13 protein-coding genes are annotated in these 15,593 nt (G+C 71.9%); 3 read left to right on the forward strand and 10 right to left on the reverse strand.

Annotated elements, in window-relative coordinates; genetic code table 11:
- Positions 1-348 precede the first annotated feature (348 nt).
- Complete coding sequence (pdxH, locus tag ACZ4UU_RS06505) at positions 349-1,035, reverse strand: pyridoxamine 5'-phosphate oxidase (RefSeq protein ID WP_468037027.1); 687 nt, start codon at positions 1,033-1,035, stop codon at positions 349-351.
- Between the two features lie 308 nt (positions 1,036-1,343).
- Between pdxH and ACZ4UU_RS06510 the strand changes: the two genes are divergently transcribed.
- Complete coding sequence (locus ACZ4UU_RS06510; RefSeq protein WP_468037029.1) at positions 1,344-2,444, forward strand: citrate synthase 2; 1,101 nt, start codon at positions 1,344-1,346, stop codon at positions 2,442-2,444.
- Positions 2,445-2,706: 262 nt separating this feature from the next.
- Positions 2,707-4,191: a serine/threonine-protein kinase gene (locus tag ACZ4UU_RS06515; protein WP_468037031.1), complete on the forward strand. Its 1,485-nt coding sequence runs from the start codon at positions 2,707-2,709 to the stop codon at positions 4,189-4,191.
- A 37-nt stretch (positions 4,192-4,228) separates the two neighbouring features.
- On the opposite strand, the gene ACZ4UU_RS06520 is transcribed toward ACZ4UU_RS06515, so the two are convergent.
- From ACZ4UU_RS06520 to ACZ4UU_RS06555, 8 genes are all read right to left on the reverse strand, one after another.
- The gene (locus tag ACZ4UU_RS06520) at positions 4,229-4,810 is read right to left on the reverse strand and encodes a hypothetical protein (protein WP_468037033.1); all 582 of its coding nucleotides are present in this window, start codon (positions 4,808-4,810) and stop codon (positions 4,229-4,231) included.
- 34 nt (positions 4,811-4,844) lie between these two features.
- The gene (locus ACZ4UU_RS06525) at positions 4,845-5,468 is read right to left on the reverse strand and encodes a TetR/AcrR family transcriptional regulator (protein WP_468037035.1); all 624 of its coding nucleotides are present in this window, start codon (positions 5,466-5,468) and stop codon (positions 4,845-4,847) included.
- Positions 5,456-6,190, reverse strand: a complete 735-nt coding sequence (locus ACZ4UU_RS06530; RefSeq protein ID WP_468037037.1) for an enoyl-CoA hydratase family protein — start codon at positions 6,188-6,190, stop codon at positions 5,456-5,458. The genes ACZ4UU_RS06525 and ACZ4UU_RS06530 overlap by 13 nt, the downstream gene beginning before the upstream one ends.
- Before the next feature lie 36 nt (positions 6,191-6,226).
- On the reverse strand, positions 6,227-7,366 hold the full coding sequence (locus ACZ4UU_RS06535) for an acyl-CoA dehydrogenase family protein (protein WP_468037039.1): 1,140 nt from the start codon (positions 7,364-7,366) through the stop codon (positions 6,227-6,229).
- 81 nt (positions 7,367-7,447) lie between these two features.
- Positions 7,448-9,292 (reverse strand): acetyl/propionyl/methylcrotonyl-CoA carboxylase subunit alpha, encoded by a 1,845-nt coding sequence (locus tag ACZ4UU_RS06540; RefSeq protein ID WP_468037040.1) that lies wholly within the window; start codon positions 9,290-9,292, stop codon positions 7,448-7,450.
- 10 nt (positions 9,293-9,302) lie between these two features.
- Positions 9,303-10,901 carry an acyl-CoA carboxylase subunit beta gene (locus tag ACZ4UU_RS06545; protein WP_468037042.1) on the reverse strand — a complete coding sequence of 533 codons (1,599 nt, stop codon included), beginning with the start codon at positions 10,899-10,901 and terminating at the stop codon, positions 9,303-9,305.
- On the reverse strand, positions 10,898-12,604 hold the full coding sequence (locus ACZ4UU_RS06550; protein WP_468037044.1) for an acyclic terpene utilization AtuA family protein: 1,707 nt from the start codon (positions 12,602-12,604) through the stop codon (positions 10,898-10,900). Before ACZ4UU_RS06550 ends, ACZ4UU_RS06545 begins: the two co-directional genes overlap by 4 nt.
- The gene (locus ACZ4UU_RS06555; protein WP_468037046.1) at positions 12,601-13,395 is read right to left on the reverse strand and encodes a TIGR03084 family metal-binding protein; all 795 of its coding nucleotides are present in this window, start codon (positions 13,393-13,395) and stop codon (positions 12,601-12,603) included. The genes ACZ4UU_RS06550 and ACZ4UU_RS06555 overlap by 4 nt, the downstream gene beginning before the upstream one ends.
- A gap of 195 nt (positions 13,396-13,590) precedes the next feature.
- Between ACZ4UU_RS06555 and ACZ4UU_RS06560 the strand changes: the two genes are divergently transcribed.
- Positions 13,591-14,547 carry a hypothetical protein gene (locus tag ACZ4UU_RS06560; RefSeq protein WP_468037048.1) on the forward strand — a complete coding sequence of 319 codons (957 nt, stop codon included), beginning with the start codon at positions 13,591-13,593 and terminating at the stop codon, positions 14,545-14,547.
- On the opposite strand, the gene ACZ4UU_RS06565 is transcribed toward ACZ4UU_RS06560, so the two are convergent.
- Positions 14,544-15,527 carry an EamA family transporter gene (locus tag ACZ4UU_RS06565; protein WP_468037050.1) on the reverse strand — a complete coding sequence of 328 codons (984 nt, stop codon included), beginning with the start codon at positions 15,525-15,527 and terminating at the stop codon, positions 14,544-14,546. The two genes, ACZ4UU_RS06560 and ACZ4UU_RS06565, sit on opposite strands and share 4 nt — an antisense overlap.
- Positions 15,528-15,593: the final 66 nt, after the last annotated feature.

Consider the following 15,593-nt stretch of genomic DNA (forward strand, 5'->3'; position numbering starts at 1 on the left):
TACGGAACGCTAGGTGACCAGCGTGGATCCCGTCCAAGGAAAAAAGCACTTGATCGGGCGGCGAGCCACTTCTTAATGTGAGGGCACACGAGAAGGGAGGTGGTTCGGCAGATGTATGAATACCGGACGCGTGAGGTGGCTGCGGGCTAGCGGCCCGTCACCCCACCCAGTGCGGTGCCGGACCAGCACGTGACAGACGCGTGCAGCCGGCCCAATCCCAGCAGTCACCCGACCCGCGAGCTCGCCGGTACGTCCGGCCGGCTCCTCCGCCCCGGCGGAGGACCAGAGCTCGCGGGTCGTCTGCTTTCCGCAACCTCGCGTTCCCGGGCCGCCACGCCCGGCCCCGGCTCAAGGACTCAGCCGCTCCACGCGCCAGCTCCCGTCCTGCTCCGCCGCGTACCGCAACCGGTCGTGCAGCCGGTTCTCCCGCCCCTGCCAGAACTCCACCGTCCGCGGCGCCACCCGGAAGCCGCCCCAGTGCGGCGGCACCGGCACCTGCTCGCCCTCGGGGTAGCGCGCGGCCAGCTCGGCGTACGAGGCGTCGAGGTCGGCGCGGGTGGCGACGACCGAGGACTGGGCGCTGGCCCAGGCACCGAGCTGGGAGCCGTGCGGGCGGGTGCGGAAGTACGCGGCCGTCTCGTCCCGCCCGGTCCGCCGCGCCACGCCCGTGACGATGACCTGGCGGGCCATCGCGTGCCAGGGGAAGAGCAGCGAGACGTACGGGTTCTCGGCGAGGTCGCGGGCCTTGCGGGAGTCGTAGTTGGTGTAGAAGACGAAGCCTTGCTCGTCGAACTGCTTCAGCAGGACCGTACGGGAGCTGGGCCGCCCGTCGGCGTCCGCGGTGGAGACGATCATCGCGTTCGGCTCGAAGAGGTGGGCCTCCGCCGCGGCCTGCTTGAACCAGCGCGCGAACTGTTCCACGGGAGTGGCGGCCAGGTCGTTCTCGGCGAGGCCCTCGGCCCGGTACTGCTTGCGCATCGCGGCGGGGTCGAGGGGGACGGCGTCTCGGTCGGTCACGCCGTCATCTTGCCGCATGCGGCCGACACCGCACCGGACGGTGCCCACCGCGGCACCGGATGGCACTGAGTGCCGTAAGACCTCCCCAACAGTGGCACTCGGGGTTATCGTGCTGTTGCCGATCCGGTTGGATGACTGTCAGCCGTACGGGGCATCACACGGGTACGCCCCGGACCGCGAGTCCGCCGAGGCCCGGAGAACCGGCAAGGCCCGGAATCCGAGTCCGTGACCGTGGAACCACCGGCGTACGCCATCTCCGCAGACCGCCATGTGGTCGTTCCACCCACAACCCCATCCGTCGCACACACCTCACTAGGAGCCGCCTGATGTCCGACTTCGTACCCGGACTCGAGGGAGTCGTCGCGTTCGAGACGGAGATCGCCGAACCGGATAAGGAGGGCGGCGCACTCCGGTACCGGGGCGTCGACATCGAGGATCTGGTCGGGCATGTCTCGTTCGGCAACGTCTGGGGGCTGCTCGTCGACGGTGCCTTCCGGCCCGGTCTGCCGCCCGCCGAGCCCTTCCCGATCCCCGTGCACTCCGGCGACATCCGCGTCGACGTCCAGTCCGCGCTCGCCATGCTGGCGCCCGTGTGGGGCCTGAAACCCCTGCTGGACATCAGTGAGGAGCAGGCCCGCGAGGACCTGGCGCGGGCCGCCGTCATGGCCCTGTCCTACGTCGCCCAGTCCGCGCGCGGCCAGGGTCTGCCCATGGTGCCGCAGCGTGAGATCGACAAGGCGCAGTCCGTCGTCGAGCGCTTCATGATCCGCTGGCGCGGCGAGCCCGATCCCAAGCACGTGGCCGCCGTGGACGCCTACTGGACCTCCGCCGCCGAGCACGGCATGAACGCGTCCACCTTCACGGCCCGCGTCATCGCCTCCACCGGCGCCGACGTGGCCGCCGCGCTCTCCGGCGCCGTGGGAGCCATGTCCGGCCCGCTGCACGGCGGCGCGCCCTCCCGGGTGCTGCACATGATCGAGGAGATCGAGCGCACCGGTGACGCCGAGGCGTATGTGAAGCAGACCCTCGACAAGGGCGAGCGCCTCATGGGCTTCGGCCACCGCGTCTATCGCGCCGAGGACCCTCGCGCCCGCGTCCTGCGCCGCACCGCCCGCGAGCTCGGCGCACCCCGCTTCGAGGTCGCCGAGGCCCTGGAGAAGGCGGCCCTGGAGGAGCTGCACAATCGGCGTCCGGACCGGGTCCTGGCCACGAACGTGGAGTTCTGGGCCGCGATCATGCTGGACTTCGCGCAGGTCCCGGCGCACATGTTCACCTCGATGTTCACCTGTGCCCGTACGGCCGGCTGGTCGGCGCACATCCTGGAGCAGAAGCGCACCGGCCGCCTGGTGCGCCCCTCCGCGCGCTACGTCGGCCCGGGCCCGCGCGACCCGCGCGAGGTCGAGGGCTACGCCGACATCGCGCACTGATCCCGCCGAGCCCCCAACCCCCCGAATCCTCGGAACCCCCTCCGGCGGGCCGGTCGTCACGCGGAGTCGTCCGGCTCCGCGTGACGCCGCTCGGCGGCCGGACCCCTGTTCGGTGTCGGCACCGATGCCGTACGGAACGTGACTGATCCACTCCGCCAGTATGCTGGGGCGGCTGCGGCCATCCCACCATCACCCGTCCCCACGTGGTGAGTTGCGGCCTGCGGCGATCGGGATGTCTCACGGCATGAGGGATGGGGATCAGGTGCTGATAGCGGGTCGCTACCGGCTGGCCGAGTCGATCGGACGCGGGGGGATGGGGGAGGTCTGGCGGGCCTACGACGAGACGCTCGCCCGGCATGTGGCCGTCAAGCTTCTGCTGCCGCAGGACTCCGACCCCACCGCCACGTCCCGGTTCCGGCTGGAGGCGCAGACGGCGGCGCGGATCGACCATCCGAACGTGGTGGGCGTCCGGGACTTCGGCGAGTACGACAACCGGCTCTTCCTGGTGATGGAGCTCGTCGAGGGCCCCAGCCTCGCCACCACGCTGACCCGGTCCGGCGCGCTGCCCGCCGAACGCGTCGCCCGGATCGCCGCCCAGGCCGCCGCGGGACTGGCGGCCGCGCACCGGCAGGGCATCGTCCACCGGGACATCAAGCCCGGCAATCTGCTCCTCGACGCCGACGGCACCCTCAAGATCGGTGACTTCGGGATCGCCCGCTTCATGGACGACCCCGGCGCCGCGCTCACCGCGACGGGGCAGATCGTGGGCACGAGCCTCTACCTGGCCCCCGAGCGTGCGCTGGGCAAGTCGGCGGGACCGGCGTCCGACGTCTACGCGCTGGGCTGTGTGCTCTACCAGCTGCTGACCGGCCGCCCGCCGTTCCAGGCCGACACGGCCGTCGCCATCCTGCACCAGCACCTCGACGCCGTGCCCGTGCCGCCCCGCGAACTGGGCGTCCCCGGACTTCCGCCCGCCTTCGAGAGCTACCTCCTCGGTCTGCTCGCCAAGGAGCCCGAGCACCGGCCCGCCGCCCAGCAGGCCGCCGACTGGTTCGCCGACGGCGCCTGGCAGGGGCGTCCCGAGCCCCTGCCGGACGCGACGTCGCCGGCCCGTCGGACCACGGTCGCGTCGACATCCGCCCCCGGGTCACAGCAGGTGGGTGAGACCAGCAACCCGACCACGTACATGCTGCCCTCCGCCCAGGGGACGCCGTCCGCCGCGGGATCCAGACCCGGCCCCGGACCCGGACCCGGATCGCGGTCCGGATCCGCCAACAGATCCAGATCCGCGTCGAGATCCAGGCCCAGCTCCCCGTCCCGGAACCGCGCGGTGTTCACGGCGGCCGCGGCGGCGCTCTTCATGGCCGCGATGCTCCTCGGCATGCTGTGGTTCTCCCCCGACAAGACCGGCACCGAGGGCACGGAGTCCGAGGTCCCGACCGGCACGAACGCCTCCGTGTCGCCCCAGGCCACCGCCCCCTCCGCGACGGCCTCCCCGACCCCGGCCGCGCAGACGGGCGTCCCGCAGGACGACCAGGCGGACAAGCAGGCGGACAAGCAGGCGGACGAGCAGCGCAAGCAGCGTGAACAGGCGGAGCTGGAGCAGGCGCAGCAGGAACAGGAACAGCAGCAGCAGCAGCAGCGCGAGCGGGAACTCGAAAAGCAGCGGAAGCTTCAACGGGAGCTGGAGAAGCAGCGCGCGGCGCAGCAGGACGACGACGGCGGCCTCGGCGAGGACGACGACTGACGGGGGGCGGCGGGACGGCGGGGCGACGGGCCCCGGGTCAGAGCTTGCCCCACACGTACGCCGTACGGTGGCCGTCCAGCAGCTCGGATATCCGGGTGCGGAACTCCTCGGTGAACCGGGGCCAGTTCCAGAACTCGAAGCCGAGGTGGGCGAAGGCGAACCAGTCGTCGGCCCACGTCCAGTCGGGCAGCGGGACGGAGTCGGCGCACGCGGGGCACTCGACCTGGGCCGTGCCCGTCTTGTGCCAGTTGTCGATGGCTTTTCCGAACAGCGCCCAGACGTCCTCGATCAGGTCCCACTCGTCGGTGGTCAGCCGGGTGGTGACGCCACAGCGCGGACAGCTCACCGCCTCCGGTTCGCCCTGCCCGCCGTGGAAGACGGTGCGCCCGGTGTACACCGCGAGGCCGTCCCATGGGTCCCAGCCGGCGTCCTCCGGAGCGGCGGCCCGCTGCCAGTTGGGGCCCGGGGGATGGCCGAGCGGCTGCCCGAGCACGCAGTCCGTGCGCTCGGCGAGCACGATGCCCTCGGCCACCAGCCACTCGACGACGCGCTCGGCGAGCTGTGCCGCCTGCCGCGGGGTCGCCTGGAGGTCGACGATCGTCTGGAAGTGATCACCCATGCCCGAACCGTAGCCCCGGGCACTGACAGCGCCCTCAGCCCAACGCCTCGTCCAGCAGCGCCGCCCACTGCGCGACCACGCGGTCCCGGCGTGCCGTGTCGTCCGTGAGCAGGTTGGCCAGGCCCAGGCCGCGGGCCATGTCCAGCAGGCCCTGGACGGTTTCGCGGGCGCCCGGCCGGGACTCGTCGGCGCCCAGCAGGTCGACCGCGATGCGGTGGGTCTCGCGGCCCACGCGGGCCTCCAGCTCCGTGACCCGCGGCCGTAGCTGCTCCTCGTTGGACGCGGCCACCCACAGATGCAGCGCCGCGCGGAACAGCGGGCCGGTGTAGAGGTCCACGAGCGCCGACACCACCTCCCGACGGTCCCCGGCAGCACCCTCCGGGAACAGCGCCCGCAGCGCCGTCGAGCGCTCCTCGGCGACGTACTCCACGGCCGCCGTGAAGAGGTCCTCGCGGGTCGGGAAGTGGTGCTGGGCCGCGCCTCGGGAGACGCCGGCGCGTTCGGCGACGACGGAGACCGTGGAGCCCGCCCAGCCGTGTTCGGCGAGGCAGGCCACGGCGGCCTCCAGGAGCCGCTGCCGGGTGGCGCGGCTGCGGTCCTGCTTGGGCACGCGGTCCGCTCGGTCCACGCGGTCGCCGACTGTGCTCACACCGCCCATTCCGGATCCCGTCTTTCTAGGAAGGCCGTCATCCCCTCGCGGGCCTGCGCGGAGGAGAACAGCCGGGCCGAGAGCGCGGTCAGGTCGGCCGCGTCCCGGTCGAAGGTTTCCAGCACCTTAGCCGTGAGCAGCGCCTTCGTCTCGGCCAGGGCCTGCGGGGAGGCCCTGCGCAGGCCGTCCAGGACCGGGGTCAGGGCGGCGTCGACGTCCTCGCCCGCCACCGTCAGCAGGCCGATGCGGGCCGCCTCCGGCGCGGCGAAACGTTCGCCGGTGAGGTAGTAGCGGGCCAGGGCACGGGGGTCCGTGCGGGGCAGCAGGGGCAGCGAGATGACCGCGGGGGCGACGCCTATGTGGACCTCGGTGAAGGCGAAGGTGGCCTGTGCCGACCCGGCGGAGATGTCACAGGCCGCGAGGAGGCCGAGGCCGCCCGCGCGAACATGCCCGGTGACCCGGGCGACGACCGGTCTGGGCAGGTCCACGATCTGCCGGAGCAGCGCCACCAGTGCGTCCGGGGGCGGCGGGTCGCGCAGGTCGGCGCCCGCGCAGAACGTGTTGCCGGTGTGGGTGAGGACGATCGCGCGTACGCCGGCGTCCTTGGCGCAGTCCGTCAGCGCGTCGGTCAGCTCGCCCACGAGGGCGGCCGAGAGCGCGTTGCGGTTGGCCGGGGAGTCGAGGGTGAGGGTCTCGACTCCACGCGCGCGCGTGCGGCCGATCAGCGTCATGTGTGCTCCCTTGGTGTCCGCGGTTCGCGGCGCGGATCAGTACGACTTGGGCAGGCCCAGGGTCTGGTGGGAGACGTAGTTGAGAATCATCTCCCGGCTCACCGGAGCGATACGAGACACGCGTGCGGCGGTTATCAACGAGGCGAGCCCGAACTCGCGCGTGAGCCCGTTCCCGCCGAGGGTGTGCACCGCCTGGTCGACCGCCTTCACGCAGGCCTCCCCGGCCGCGTACTTGGCCATGTTGGCGGCCTCGCCCGCGCCGACGTCGTCTCCCGCGTCGTACAGGTAGGCCGCCTTCTGCATCATCAGACGGGCCAGTTCGAGGTCGATGTGCGCCTGGGCGAGGGGGTGTGCGATGGCCTGGTGGGCGCCGATGGGGGCCTTCCAGACGGTGCGGTCGCGCGCGTACTCGACGGCGCGGGCGAGTGCGTACCGTCCCATGCCGATCGCGAAGGCGGCCGTCATGATGCGTTCGGGGTTGAGGCCGGCGAAGAGCTGGAGGAGGCCCGCGTCCTCGTCTCCGACGAGCGCGTCCGCGGGGAGCCGTACGTCGTCGAGGGTCAGCTCGAACTGCTTCTCGGCGGCGTTGAGTTCCATGTCGATCTGGCGGCGCGTGAAGCCTTCGGCGTCGCGCGGGACGATGAACAGGCAGGGTTTGAGGTTGCCGGTGCGGGCGTCCGCGGTGCGGCCGACTATGAGGGTGGCGTCCGCTATGTCCACGCCGGAGATGAAGACCTTGCGGCCGGTGAGGAGCCAGTCCCCGGTGTCCGGGTCGCGGCGGGCCGTGGTCGTGATGCGGTGGCTGTTGGAGCCGGCGTCGGGTTCGGTGATGCCGAAGGCCATGGTGCGGGTGCCGTCGGCGAGGTCGGGGAGCCAGTCGCGTCTCTGGTCTTCTGTGCCGAAGCGGGCGATGACTGTGCCGCAGATCGCCGGGGAGACGACCATCATCAGCAGGGGGCAGCCCGCGGCGCCCAGTTCTTCGAGGACGATGGAGAGTTCGGCTATGCCGCCGCCTCCGCCGCCGTGTACCTCCGGCAGGTTGACGCCGAGGTAGCCGAGTTCGGCTGCCTCGGACCAGAGGGCTTCGCGGTCGTAGGTGCGGCCGTGGCGGGTGCCGAGGGCGGCGACTGCGGCGCGTAGGGCCTTGTGTTCTTCGGATTCGAGAGTGTGGGGCATGGGACTCCTTCCGGGTGCGGGCTGTCTGTGGCTGGTCGCGCTCACGCGGCGGAAGCCGCAAATCGATGCGGTCCCGCGCCCCTAGGTTTCTTGCACTACCGCCAGCAATGAGCCGACCGTCACCTGCTGGCCAGGTACGGCACACAAAGCGCTCAACGTCCCTGCGACCGGAGCCACGACCTTGTGTTCCATCTTCATCGCCTCCAGCCACAGCAGGGGCTCTCCGGCCCGCACAGCCGCTCCTACGGCCAGCCCCTCGGCCACGCGGACGACCGTGCCCGGCATCGGCGCCAACAGGGAACCCGGGGCATGCTGAGCTGTCGGGGCCGGGAAGCGGGGTAGTGCGGTGAGGCGAGTCGCGTTCACGTGGATCTCGTCGCCGTATCCCCCGACCTCGAAGTTCCTTCGCACGCCGTCGACTTCGAGGACGACCAGACGGGCATCGGCGTGCACGACCCGTACCCCATCCGCTTCCAGGCCACCCGCGCGCGTGTGCCGGTAGCGGACCTCGACCTCCTCGCCCGCCACCGCGTACCGCTTGGTCTGCGGCTGGGAGGGGACGTTGCGCCAGCCGCCGAAGCGGGAGCGGCCGTGGGCGCCGGCGAGGGCGGCGGCCAGAGGGGCGTGGGGGTCGGGGGCCGGGGCGGTCAGGGTGGGGAGGTGGCGGTCGTAGAAGCCGGTGTCCATGCGGGCGGACGTGAACTCCTCGTGGCGCAGGGAGCGGACGAGGAGACCCCTGTTCGTGACCGGGCCGTGGATCGTCGCGCGCTCCAGGGCGCCGGCGAGCTTGCGGATCGCCTCCGCGCGTGTGGGGGCGTGGGTGATGAGCTTGGCGAGCATCGGGTCGTAGTGGACGCCGATGTCGTCGCCGTCGGTGAAGCCGGTGTCCAGGCGGACGCCGTCGGGGACGGCGAAACGGTGCAGGGTGCCGGTCTGCGGGGCCCAGTCGCGGGCGGGGTCCTCGGCGTAGAGGCGGGCCTCGATCGCGTGGCCACGCGCGTGTGGCGGGCCGTCGGGGAGGGGGTGGCCCTCGGCGACGCGGAGCTGTTCGGCGACCAGGTCGAGGCCGAACACGGCTTCCGTCACGGGGTGTTCGACCTGGAGGCGGGTGTTCATCTCCAGGAAGTGCGCCTTGTCGCCGGCGACGAGGAACTCGACGGTGCCGGCGCCCACGTAGTGGACGGCGCGGGCGGCGCGTACGGCCATCTCGTGCAGGGAGTCGGTCAGTTCGGGTGTCAGGTCCGGTGCCGGGGCCTCCTCGATCACCTTCTGGTGGCGGCGCTGGAGGGAGCAGTCGCGGGTGCCGAGCGCCCAGACCGTGCCGTGGGTGTCGGCGAGGATCTGTACCTCGACGTGCCGGCCGTTCTCGACGTACGGCTCGACGAACACCTCTCCGTCACCGAAGGCGCTCGCGGCCTCGGTGCGGGCGCTCTCCAGGGCGGCTGGCAGCTCTTGCAGACGGCGTACGACACGCATTCCGCGTCCGCCGCCGCCCGCGGCCGCCTTGACCAGGACGGGGAGATCGGTGTCGGTGACCTCGCCCAGGGGCGCGAGGCCCATCAGCTCCTTCGCGCGCGTCTTGGACGCCATGGCCTCGATCGCCTCCGGAGGCGGGCCGATCCAGACGAGCCCGGCGTCGAGAACCGCGCGGGCGAAGTCGGCGTTCTCGGAGAGGAAGCCGTAGCCGGGGTGCACGGCGTCCGCGCCGGACGCGAGCGCCGCCTTCACGATCAGGTCGCCGCGCAGATACGTGTCGGAGGGCGCCGCCCCCGGCAGCCGTACCGCCGCGTCGGCCACGCGCACGTGGAGGGCGTTCGCGTCGGCGTCCGAGTACACGGCGACCGTCCGGATTCCCAACTCACCGCAGGTGCGGAAGACACGGCACGCGATCTCGCCCCGGTTGGCCACGAGCACAGAAGTGATCACTGGTGATCCCTCACATCCGGAAGACGCCGAAGCCACCGCGCGCGCCCTCGTAAGGCGCGGTGTGGATGGCGGACAGACACATACCGAGGACCGTGCGGGTGTCGCGCGGATCTATGACGCCGTCGTCGTACAGCCGCCCGGACAGGAACATGGGCAGCGACTCCGACTCGATCTGCTGCTCCACCATGGCGCGCAGGGCGGCGTCGCCCTCCTCGTCGTACGGCTGTCCCTTGGCGGCCGCCGACTGGCGGGCGACGATCGAGAGCACTCCGGCGAGCTGCTGGGGGCCCATGACGGCCGACTTGGCGCTGGGCCAGGCGAAGAGGAAGCGGGGGTCGTAGGCGCGCCCGCACATGCCGTAGTGACCGGCGCCGTACGACGCGCCCATGAGGACGGAGAGGTGGGGCACGCGGCTGTTGCTGACCGCGTTGATCATCATCGCGCCGTGCTTGATGATGCCGCCCTGCTCGTACTGGCTGCCGACCATGTAGCCGGTGGTGTTGTGCAGGAAGAGGAGGGGGATGTCGCGCTGGTTGGCCAGCTGGATGAACTGGGCCGCCTTCTGGGACTCCTCGCTGAACAGAACCCCCTGGGCGTTCGCCAGCACGCCGACCGGATAGCCGTGCAGGGCCGCCCAGCCCGTCACCAGGCTCGTTCCGTACATCGGCTTGAACTCGTCGAAGTCGGAGGCGTCGACGATCCTGGCGATGACCTCGCGCGGGTCGAAGGGCGTGCGCAGATCGCCGGGGACGATGCCGAGGAGTTCGTCGGCGGAGTACTTAGGGGGCTCGGCGGGGCCCGGATCGGCGTACGCCTTGCGGTGGTTGAGGCGGGCGACGACGCGACGTGCCTGGCGCAGGGCGTCCGGTTCGTCGACGGCGAAGTAGTCGGCGAGACCCGACACGCGCGCGTGCATCTCCGCACCGCCCAGCGACTCGTCGTCGCTCTCCTCACCGGTGGCCATCTTCACCAGGGGCGGACCGCCGAGGAACACCTTGGCCCGCTCCTTGACCATGATCACGTGGTCGGACATGCCGGGCACGTACGCGCCGCCGGCCGTCGAGTTGCCGAAGACGACCGCGACGGTGGGGATGCCGGCCGCCGACAGCCGTGTCAGGTCCCGGAAGACGGCGCCTCCGGGGATGAAGATCTCCTTCTGGGAAGGCAGGTCGGCGCCACCCGACTCGACGAGGTTGACGACGGGCAGCCGGTTGGCGAGGGCGATGTCGTTGGCCCGCAGGGCCTTCTTCAGCGACCAGGGGTTGCTCGCTCCGCCGCGCACGGTCGGGTCGTTGGCGGTGATCAGGCACTCCACGCCCTCGACCACGCCGATACCGGTGACGAGTGACGCGCCGACGGTGTGGTCGCTGCCCCAGGCGGCCAGCGGGGACAGCTCCAGGAAGGGGGTGTCGGGGTCGAGGAGCAGCTCGATGCGCTCGCGGGCGAGGAGCTTGCCGCGTCCGCGGTGCCGTGCGACGTACTTCTCGCCGCCGCCCGCGAGGGCCTTGGCGTGCTCGGCGTCGAGTTCGGCGAGCTTGCTGAGCATGGCCTTGCGGTTGGCGGCGTGTTCGGGGCTCTTCGGGTCCAGGGAAGAGGCGAGGACGGTCACAGGAGGATCTCCGGGATGTCGAGGTGGCGGCTGCGCAGCCATTCGCCGAGTGCCTTGGCCTGCGGGTCGAAGCGGTGCTGGGCGGCGACGCCCTCGCCGAGGATGCCCTCGACGACGAAGTTGAGGGCGCGGAGGCCGGGCAGGACATGCCGGGTGACCTTCAGCTCGCCGCTCTCGGGGATCAGCTGCCGGAACCGGTCGGCGGTGAGCTCGTGCGCGAGCCAGCGCCAGGCGTCGTCCGTCCGCACCCAGACACCGACGTTGGCGTTCCCGCCCTTGTCACCGCTGCGGGCACCCGCGACGAGACCGAGCGGGGCGCGTCTCGTGGGCGAGGGTGACAGCGGCTCAGGCAGGGCCGGGACCGGCACGTCGTCCAGTACGGCGGTGTCGTGGGCCGACGGCACCGGAACCCGGCGTCCGTCGTGGAGGACGGCCACATGGGCGACGGCACCATGGGGGACGTACACATCCTCGAAGACCCCATAGGGCGAGCCCTTTCCCGGTGGTGCCACCACATGGAAGCCGGGGTAACTGGACAGCGCCAGCTCCACCGCTGCCCCGCTCAGGGCCCGTCCGACGACCTCCTGGTCCCGGTCCCGCACAACGAGCCGCAGCAGCGCGCTCGCCGTCTCCTCGGTCGTCGCGTCCGGCCGGTCGGTGCGCACGAGTTCCCAACGAACCTCGGTGGGCGGCGACTTGGCGAGCGTGTCCGTCATCTGCTCGCGCACCAAGGCGGCCTTGGCCTCGATGTCGAGGCCGGTGAGCACGAAGGCCACCTCGCCCCGGAACCCGCCCAGGCGGTTGACGCCCACCTTGAGGGTCGGGGGCGGGGCCTCCCCCCGTACGCCCTCGACGCGGACGCGGTCCGGACCGTCCTCGGTGAGCCGTACGGTGTCCAGACGGGCGGTGACGTCCGGCCCTGCGTATCGGGCACCCGCCGTCTCGTACAGCAGTTGGGCGGTCACCGTGCCGACGTCGACGAAGCCGCCGGTGCCGGGGTGCTTGGTGATGACGCAGGTGCCGTCCTCGTGGAGTTCGGCGAGAGGGAAGCCGGGACGGCGGAGTCTGCCGAGGTCGTGGCCCTTCTCGTGGAAGAAGGCGTAGTTGCCGCCGGTCGCCTGCGCCCCGCACTCCAGCACATGTCCGGCGACCACGGCACCCGCGAGCCGGTCGTGGTCCCCCGGCCCCCAGCCGAAGTGCGCGGCGGCGGGCCCGGTGACCAGCGCCGCGTCCGTCACCCGCCCGGTGACGACGATGTCCGCGCCCTCCCGCAGACAGGCCGCGATGCCGAAGCCGCCGAGGTAGGCGTGGGCGGCCAGGCTGCCGGGGTGGGAGGCGGTGAGGTCGTCGCCCTCCACGTGGGCGACGCGGACGGGGACACCCAGCCGGTCCGCGAGCCGCCGTACCGCGTCGGCGAGCCCGGCCGGATTGAGCCCGCCGGCGTTGGCGACGATCCTGACCCCCCGCTCGTGGGCCAGCCCGAGGCATTCCTCCAGCTGCCGCAGAAAGGTACGGGCGTATCCGGCGCCGGGGTCCTTCAGCCGGTCGCGGCCGAGGATCAGCATGGTCAGCTCGGCGAGGTAGTCGCCGGTGAGCACGTCCAGTTCGCCGCCGGTGAGCATCTCGCGCATGGCGTCGAAGCGGTCGCCGTAGAAGCCGGAGGCGTTGCCGATCCGCAGGGTCGGCGGGGCGGGCGGGGTCACTGTGCCGTCCCCTTCGGTGCGCGTCCCGCGCCGGGCGGGCCCGCGAAGACCTGGGCGATGTCGAACCAGCGGTCGGCGTCGGGGCCTTCGGCGCGCAGGGCGAGGTCGGAGCGGTGGGCGCGCTGGGTGACCAGGAGACAGAAGTCCAGCGCCGGACCGGTGACGCGCTGCGGGGCGTTCTCGGGGCCGTATGCCCACACCTCACCGGAGGGCGAGAGGAGTTCGACACGGAAGTCGTCGAGCGGCACGGGGAGTCCGTGCACACCGAAGGCGAAGTCCCGCGTCCGTACCCCGATCCACACCACATGCCTCAGCCGGTCGGTGGGTGTGCGCACCACACCCAGCGCATCGGCGATGTCCAGACCGTGGGCCCAGGTCTCCATGAGCCGGGCCGTGGCCATGGAGGCGGCGGACATGGGCGGCCCGTACCAGGGGAAGCGGACCCCGTGTGGGGCCTCGCGCAACGCCGTGTCGAGCGCGGCCCGCCCTTCCCGCCACCGCGCCAGCAACTCGGCGGACGGAAGAGCGGCCCCCTCCTCCGCCCCCTCGTCGACGAACGACCCCGGCGTCACCAGCGCCTTCTCCACCAGTGTGTGGAAGGCGTCCACGTCGGTCACCGCCAGCAGCGCCGAGTGGTCCGTCCAGGCGAGGTGCGCGATCTGGTGGGCGACGGTCCAGCCGGGCGCCGGAGTCGCGAGCGCCCACCGGTCGGCGTCCAACTCGGCGACCAGCCGGTCGAGTTCCTCGCTCTCCTCACGCAGATCGTCGAAGACGGGCGTCGGATCGGACACGGTGCGCTCCCCTCTGGCACGGCGTGGTGAGGAGCATGGCAGCGGGAAGGAAAACAAGCAAGCATGCTTGCATTAATTGAGGAGTGTTCACCCAGGGAAGGTTGTGGGTGTGGGTTGGGGGGTGCGATCAATACACTCGGCCGGCGTGCCCGTCGCATGGGCGACGCGTTCTCACACATCGGGGGAAACAGAGGGATGAGCAACTGGAACCCGGGCGGACAGCCGCCCTACGACCCACACCGGCAGCAGCCGTTTCCGCCGCATCCGGGTCCGTACCCGCCCCAGCCCACCCCGCCGGCCGGCGGCCAACCGCCCCATGGCCCGCAGCCGTACGCGCCGCAGCCCAACTCGCCGTACCCGTACCCGTACCCGCCGTACCCGGGTCCGCCGGCGCCCGCACCGCCCGGCCCGTTGATGCGACTGTGGCGGCGGATCGGCCCCGTCCACACCGCTCGCAGGGTCTTCAAGCCGTCCAGGCCGGGCATCGTCGAGGACGCCACGGTGGCCCGTATGCAGAAGATCCGCACCTTGGTGGGTCTGGCCTCGATGGTGTGGATGTCGGTCACGTACAAGATCGCGGACTCCATCGGGGACGTCGTCGACAACCGCACCGACCAGTCCTGGATCAGCGTCCTGCTGCTGTCCGTGACGTTCCCGGTCGCCGTCGGCATCCTGCTCGCCCTGGTGCCGGACACGGCCCGGCGCGAGCTGCTGCGCCGTTCGGCCAAGTGTTTCGGCGCGATCGTGGCGCTCCTGGCCGCGGTGTTCGTGTTCCCGGTGATCGTGCTCACCGGCTTCGCCGAGGGCCGTTTCGCGACCGGCCCGGCGATGACCGTCGTCACGGTCGTCGTCCTCGCGGTCGTCTTCGTGTGGGTGCTGCCGTTCATCGTCTGGGGCGTGGGCCTGGCGCTCACCCATGTCTTCCGCACCGCCGACATCCACGAGACGCTGCCGCCGCTGCTGGCCATGACACTGGTGTGGGAGATGGCCCTGGTCGACCTGTTCACCGGCGCCTACGCGGGCGTGCCCGTACCGGTCCGGATGCTGCTCGTGCTCGGCGCCCCGGCCTCGGTGACCGCGGTGGCCCTGTGGGAGCTGCGCCGACTGCGCGTCAACCACGGGCTTTCCGTGCAGGGGTTGCTGATGCGCTAGGTGTTTCGATCACGAGCGTTGCCCGCGGGGCGCTGGCCGTTGGCGGCGGCCTTCGGCTTCCCGCGCCCCACCTGCGTCCGTACCGCCCCCATGCTCGCCGCGATGACCAGGGCGACGGCCAGGGCCTGGGGGGCGGTGAGGGACTGGTCGAGGATGAGGAAGCCGGCGGTCGCGGCGACGGCCGGTTCGAGGCTCATAAGGATGGCGAAGGTGGCCGCGGGCAGGCGGCGCAGGGCGAGGAGTTCGAGGGTGTAGGGGAGGACCGAGGAGAGGACGGCGACGGCCGCGCCCAGTCCGACGGTCACCGGGTCGAGCAGCTTCGTGCCCGATTCGGCGATGCCCAGAGGCAGGAACAGTACGGCCCCCACTGCCATGGCGAGCGCCAGCCCGTCGGCCTGGGGGAAGCGTCGGCCCGTACGGGCGCTGAAGACTATGTAGGCCGCCCACATGGCGCCGGCGCCCAGGGCAAAGGCGACACCTATGGGGTCCAGGCTGTCGAAGCCTCCGCCGCCGAGGAGGAAGACACCGGCGAGGGCGAGTCCGGCCCAGATGACGTTGACCGCGCGCCGGGACGACAGGACGGACAGAGCGAGGGGGCCCAGCACCTCCAGGGTGACCGCGGCGCCGAGCGGGATGCGGGCGACCGACTGGTAGAAGAGGCCGTTCATCGCCGCCATGGTGATCCCGAAGACGATCACCGTGCCCCAGTCGGTGCGGGAGTGGCCGCGCAGCCGGGGACGGCAGACCAGCAGCAGGACGACCGCCGCCACCAGCAGCCGCAGCGCCACCACGCCGAGCGCACCGGCCCTCGGCATCAGGGTCACGGCGAGCGCGCCGCCGAACTGCACCGAGATCCCTCCGGCGAGCACGAGACCCACCGGGCCGAGGGAGCCCCAGCGGCGCGGGCCGCCGACGGCCGGCTCGGGAACGGCCCGGGCGGGGGTCGGTGCGGGGGTGGCGGCGGCGTCGGGGGTGCTCACGGGCGTTCCAGGGCTCGACTCGGGCGGACAGGGCAGGGGAGGGCAGGTCTACTTGCGTTCATCATG

The organism is Streptomyces sp. NPDC028907 (assembly GCF_055564995.1).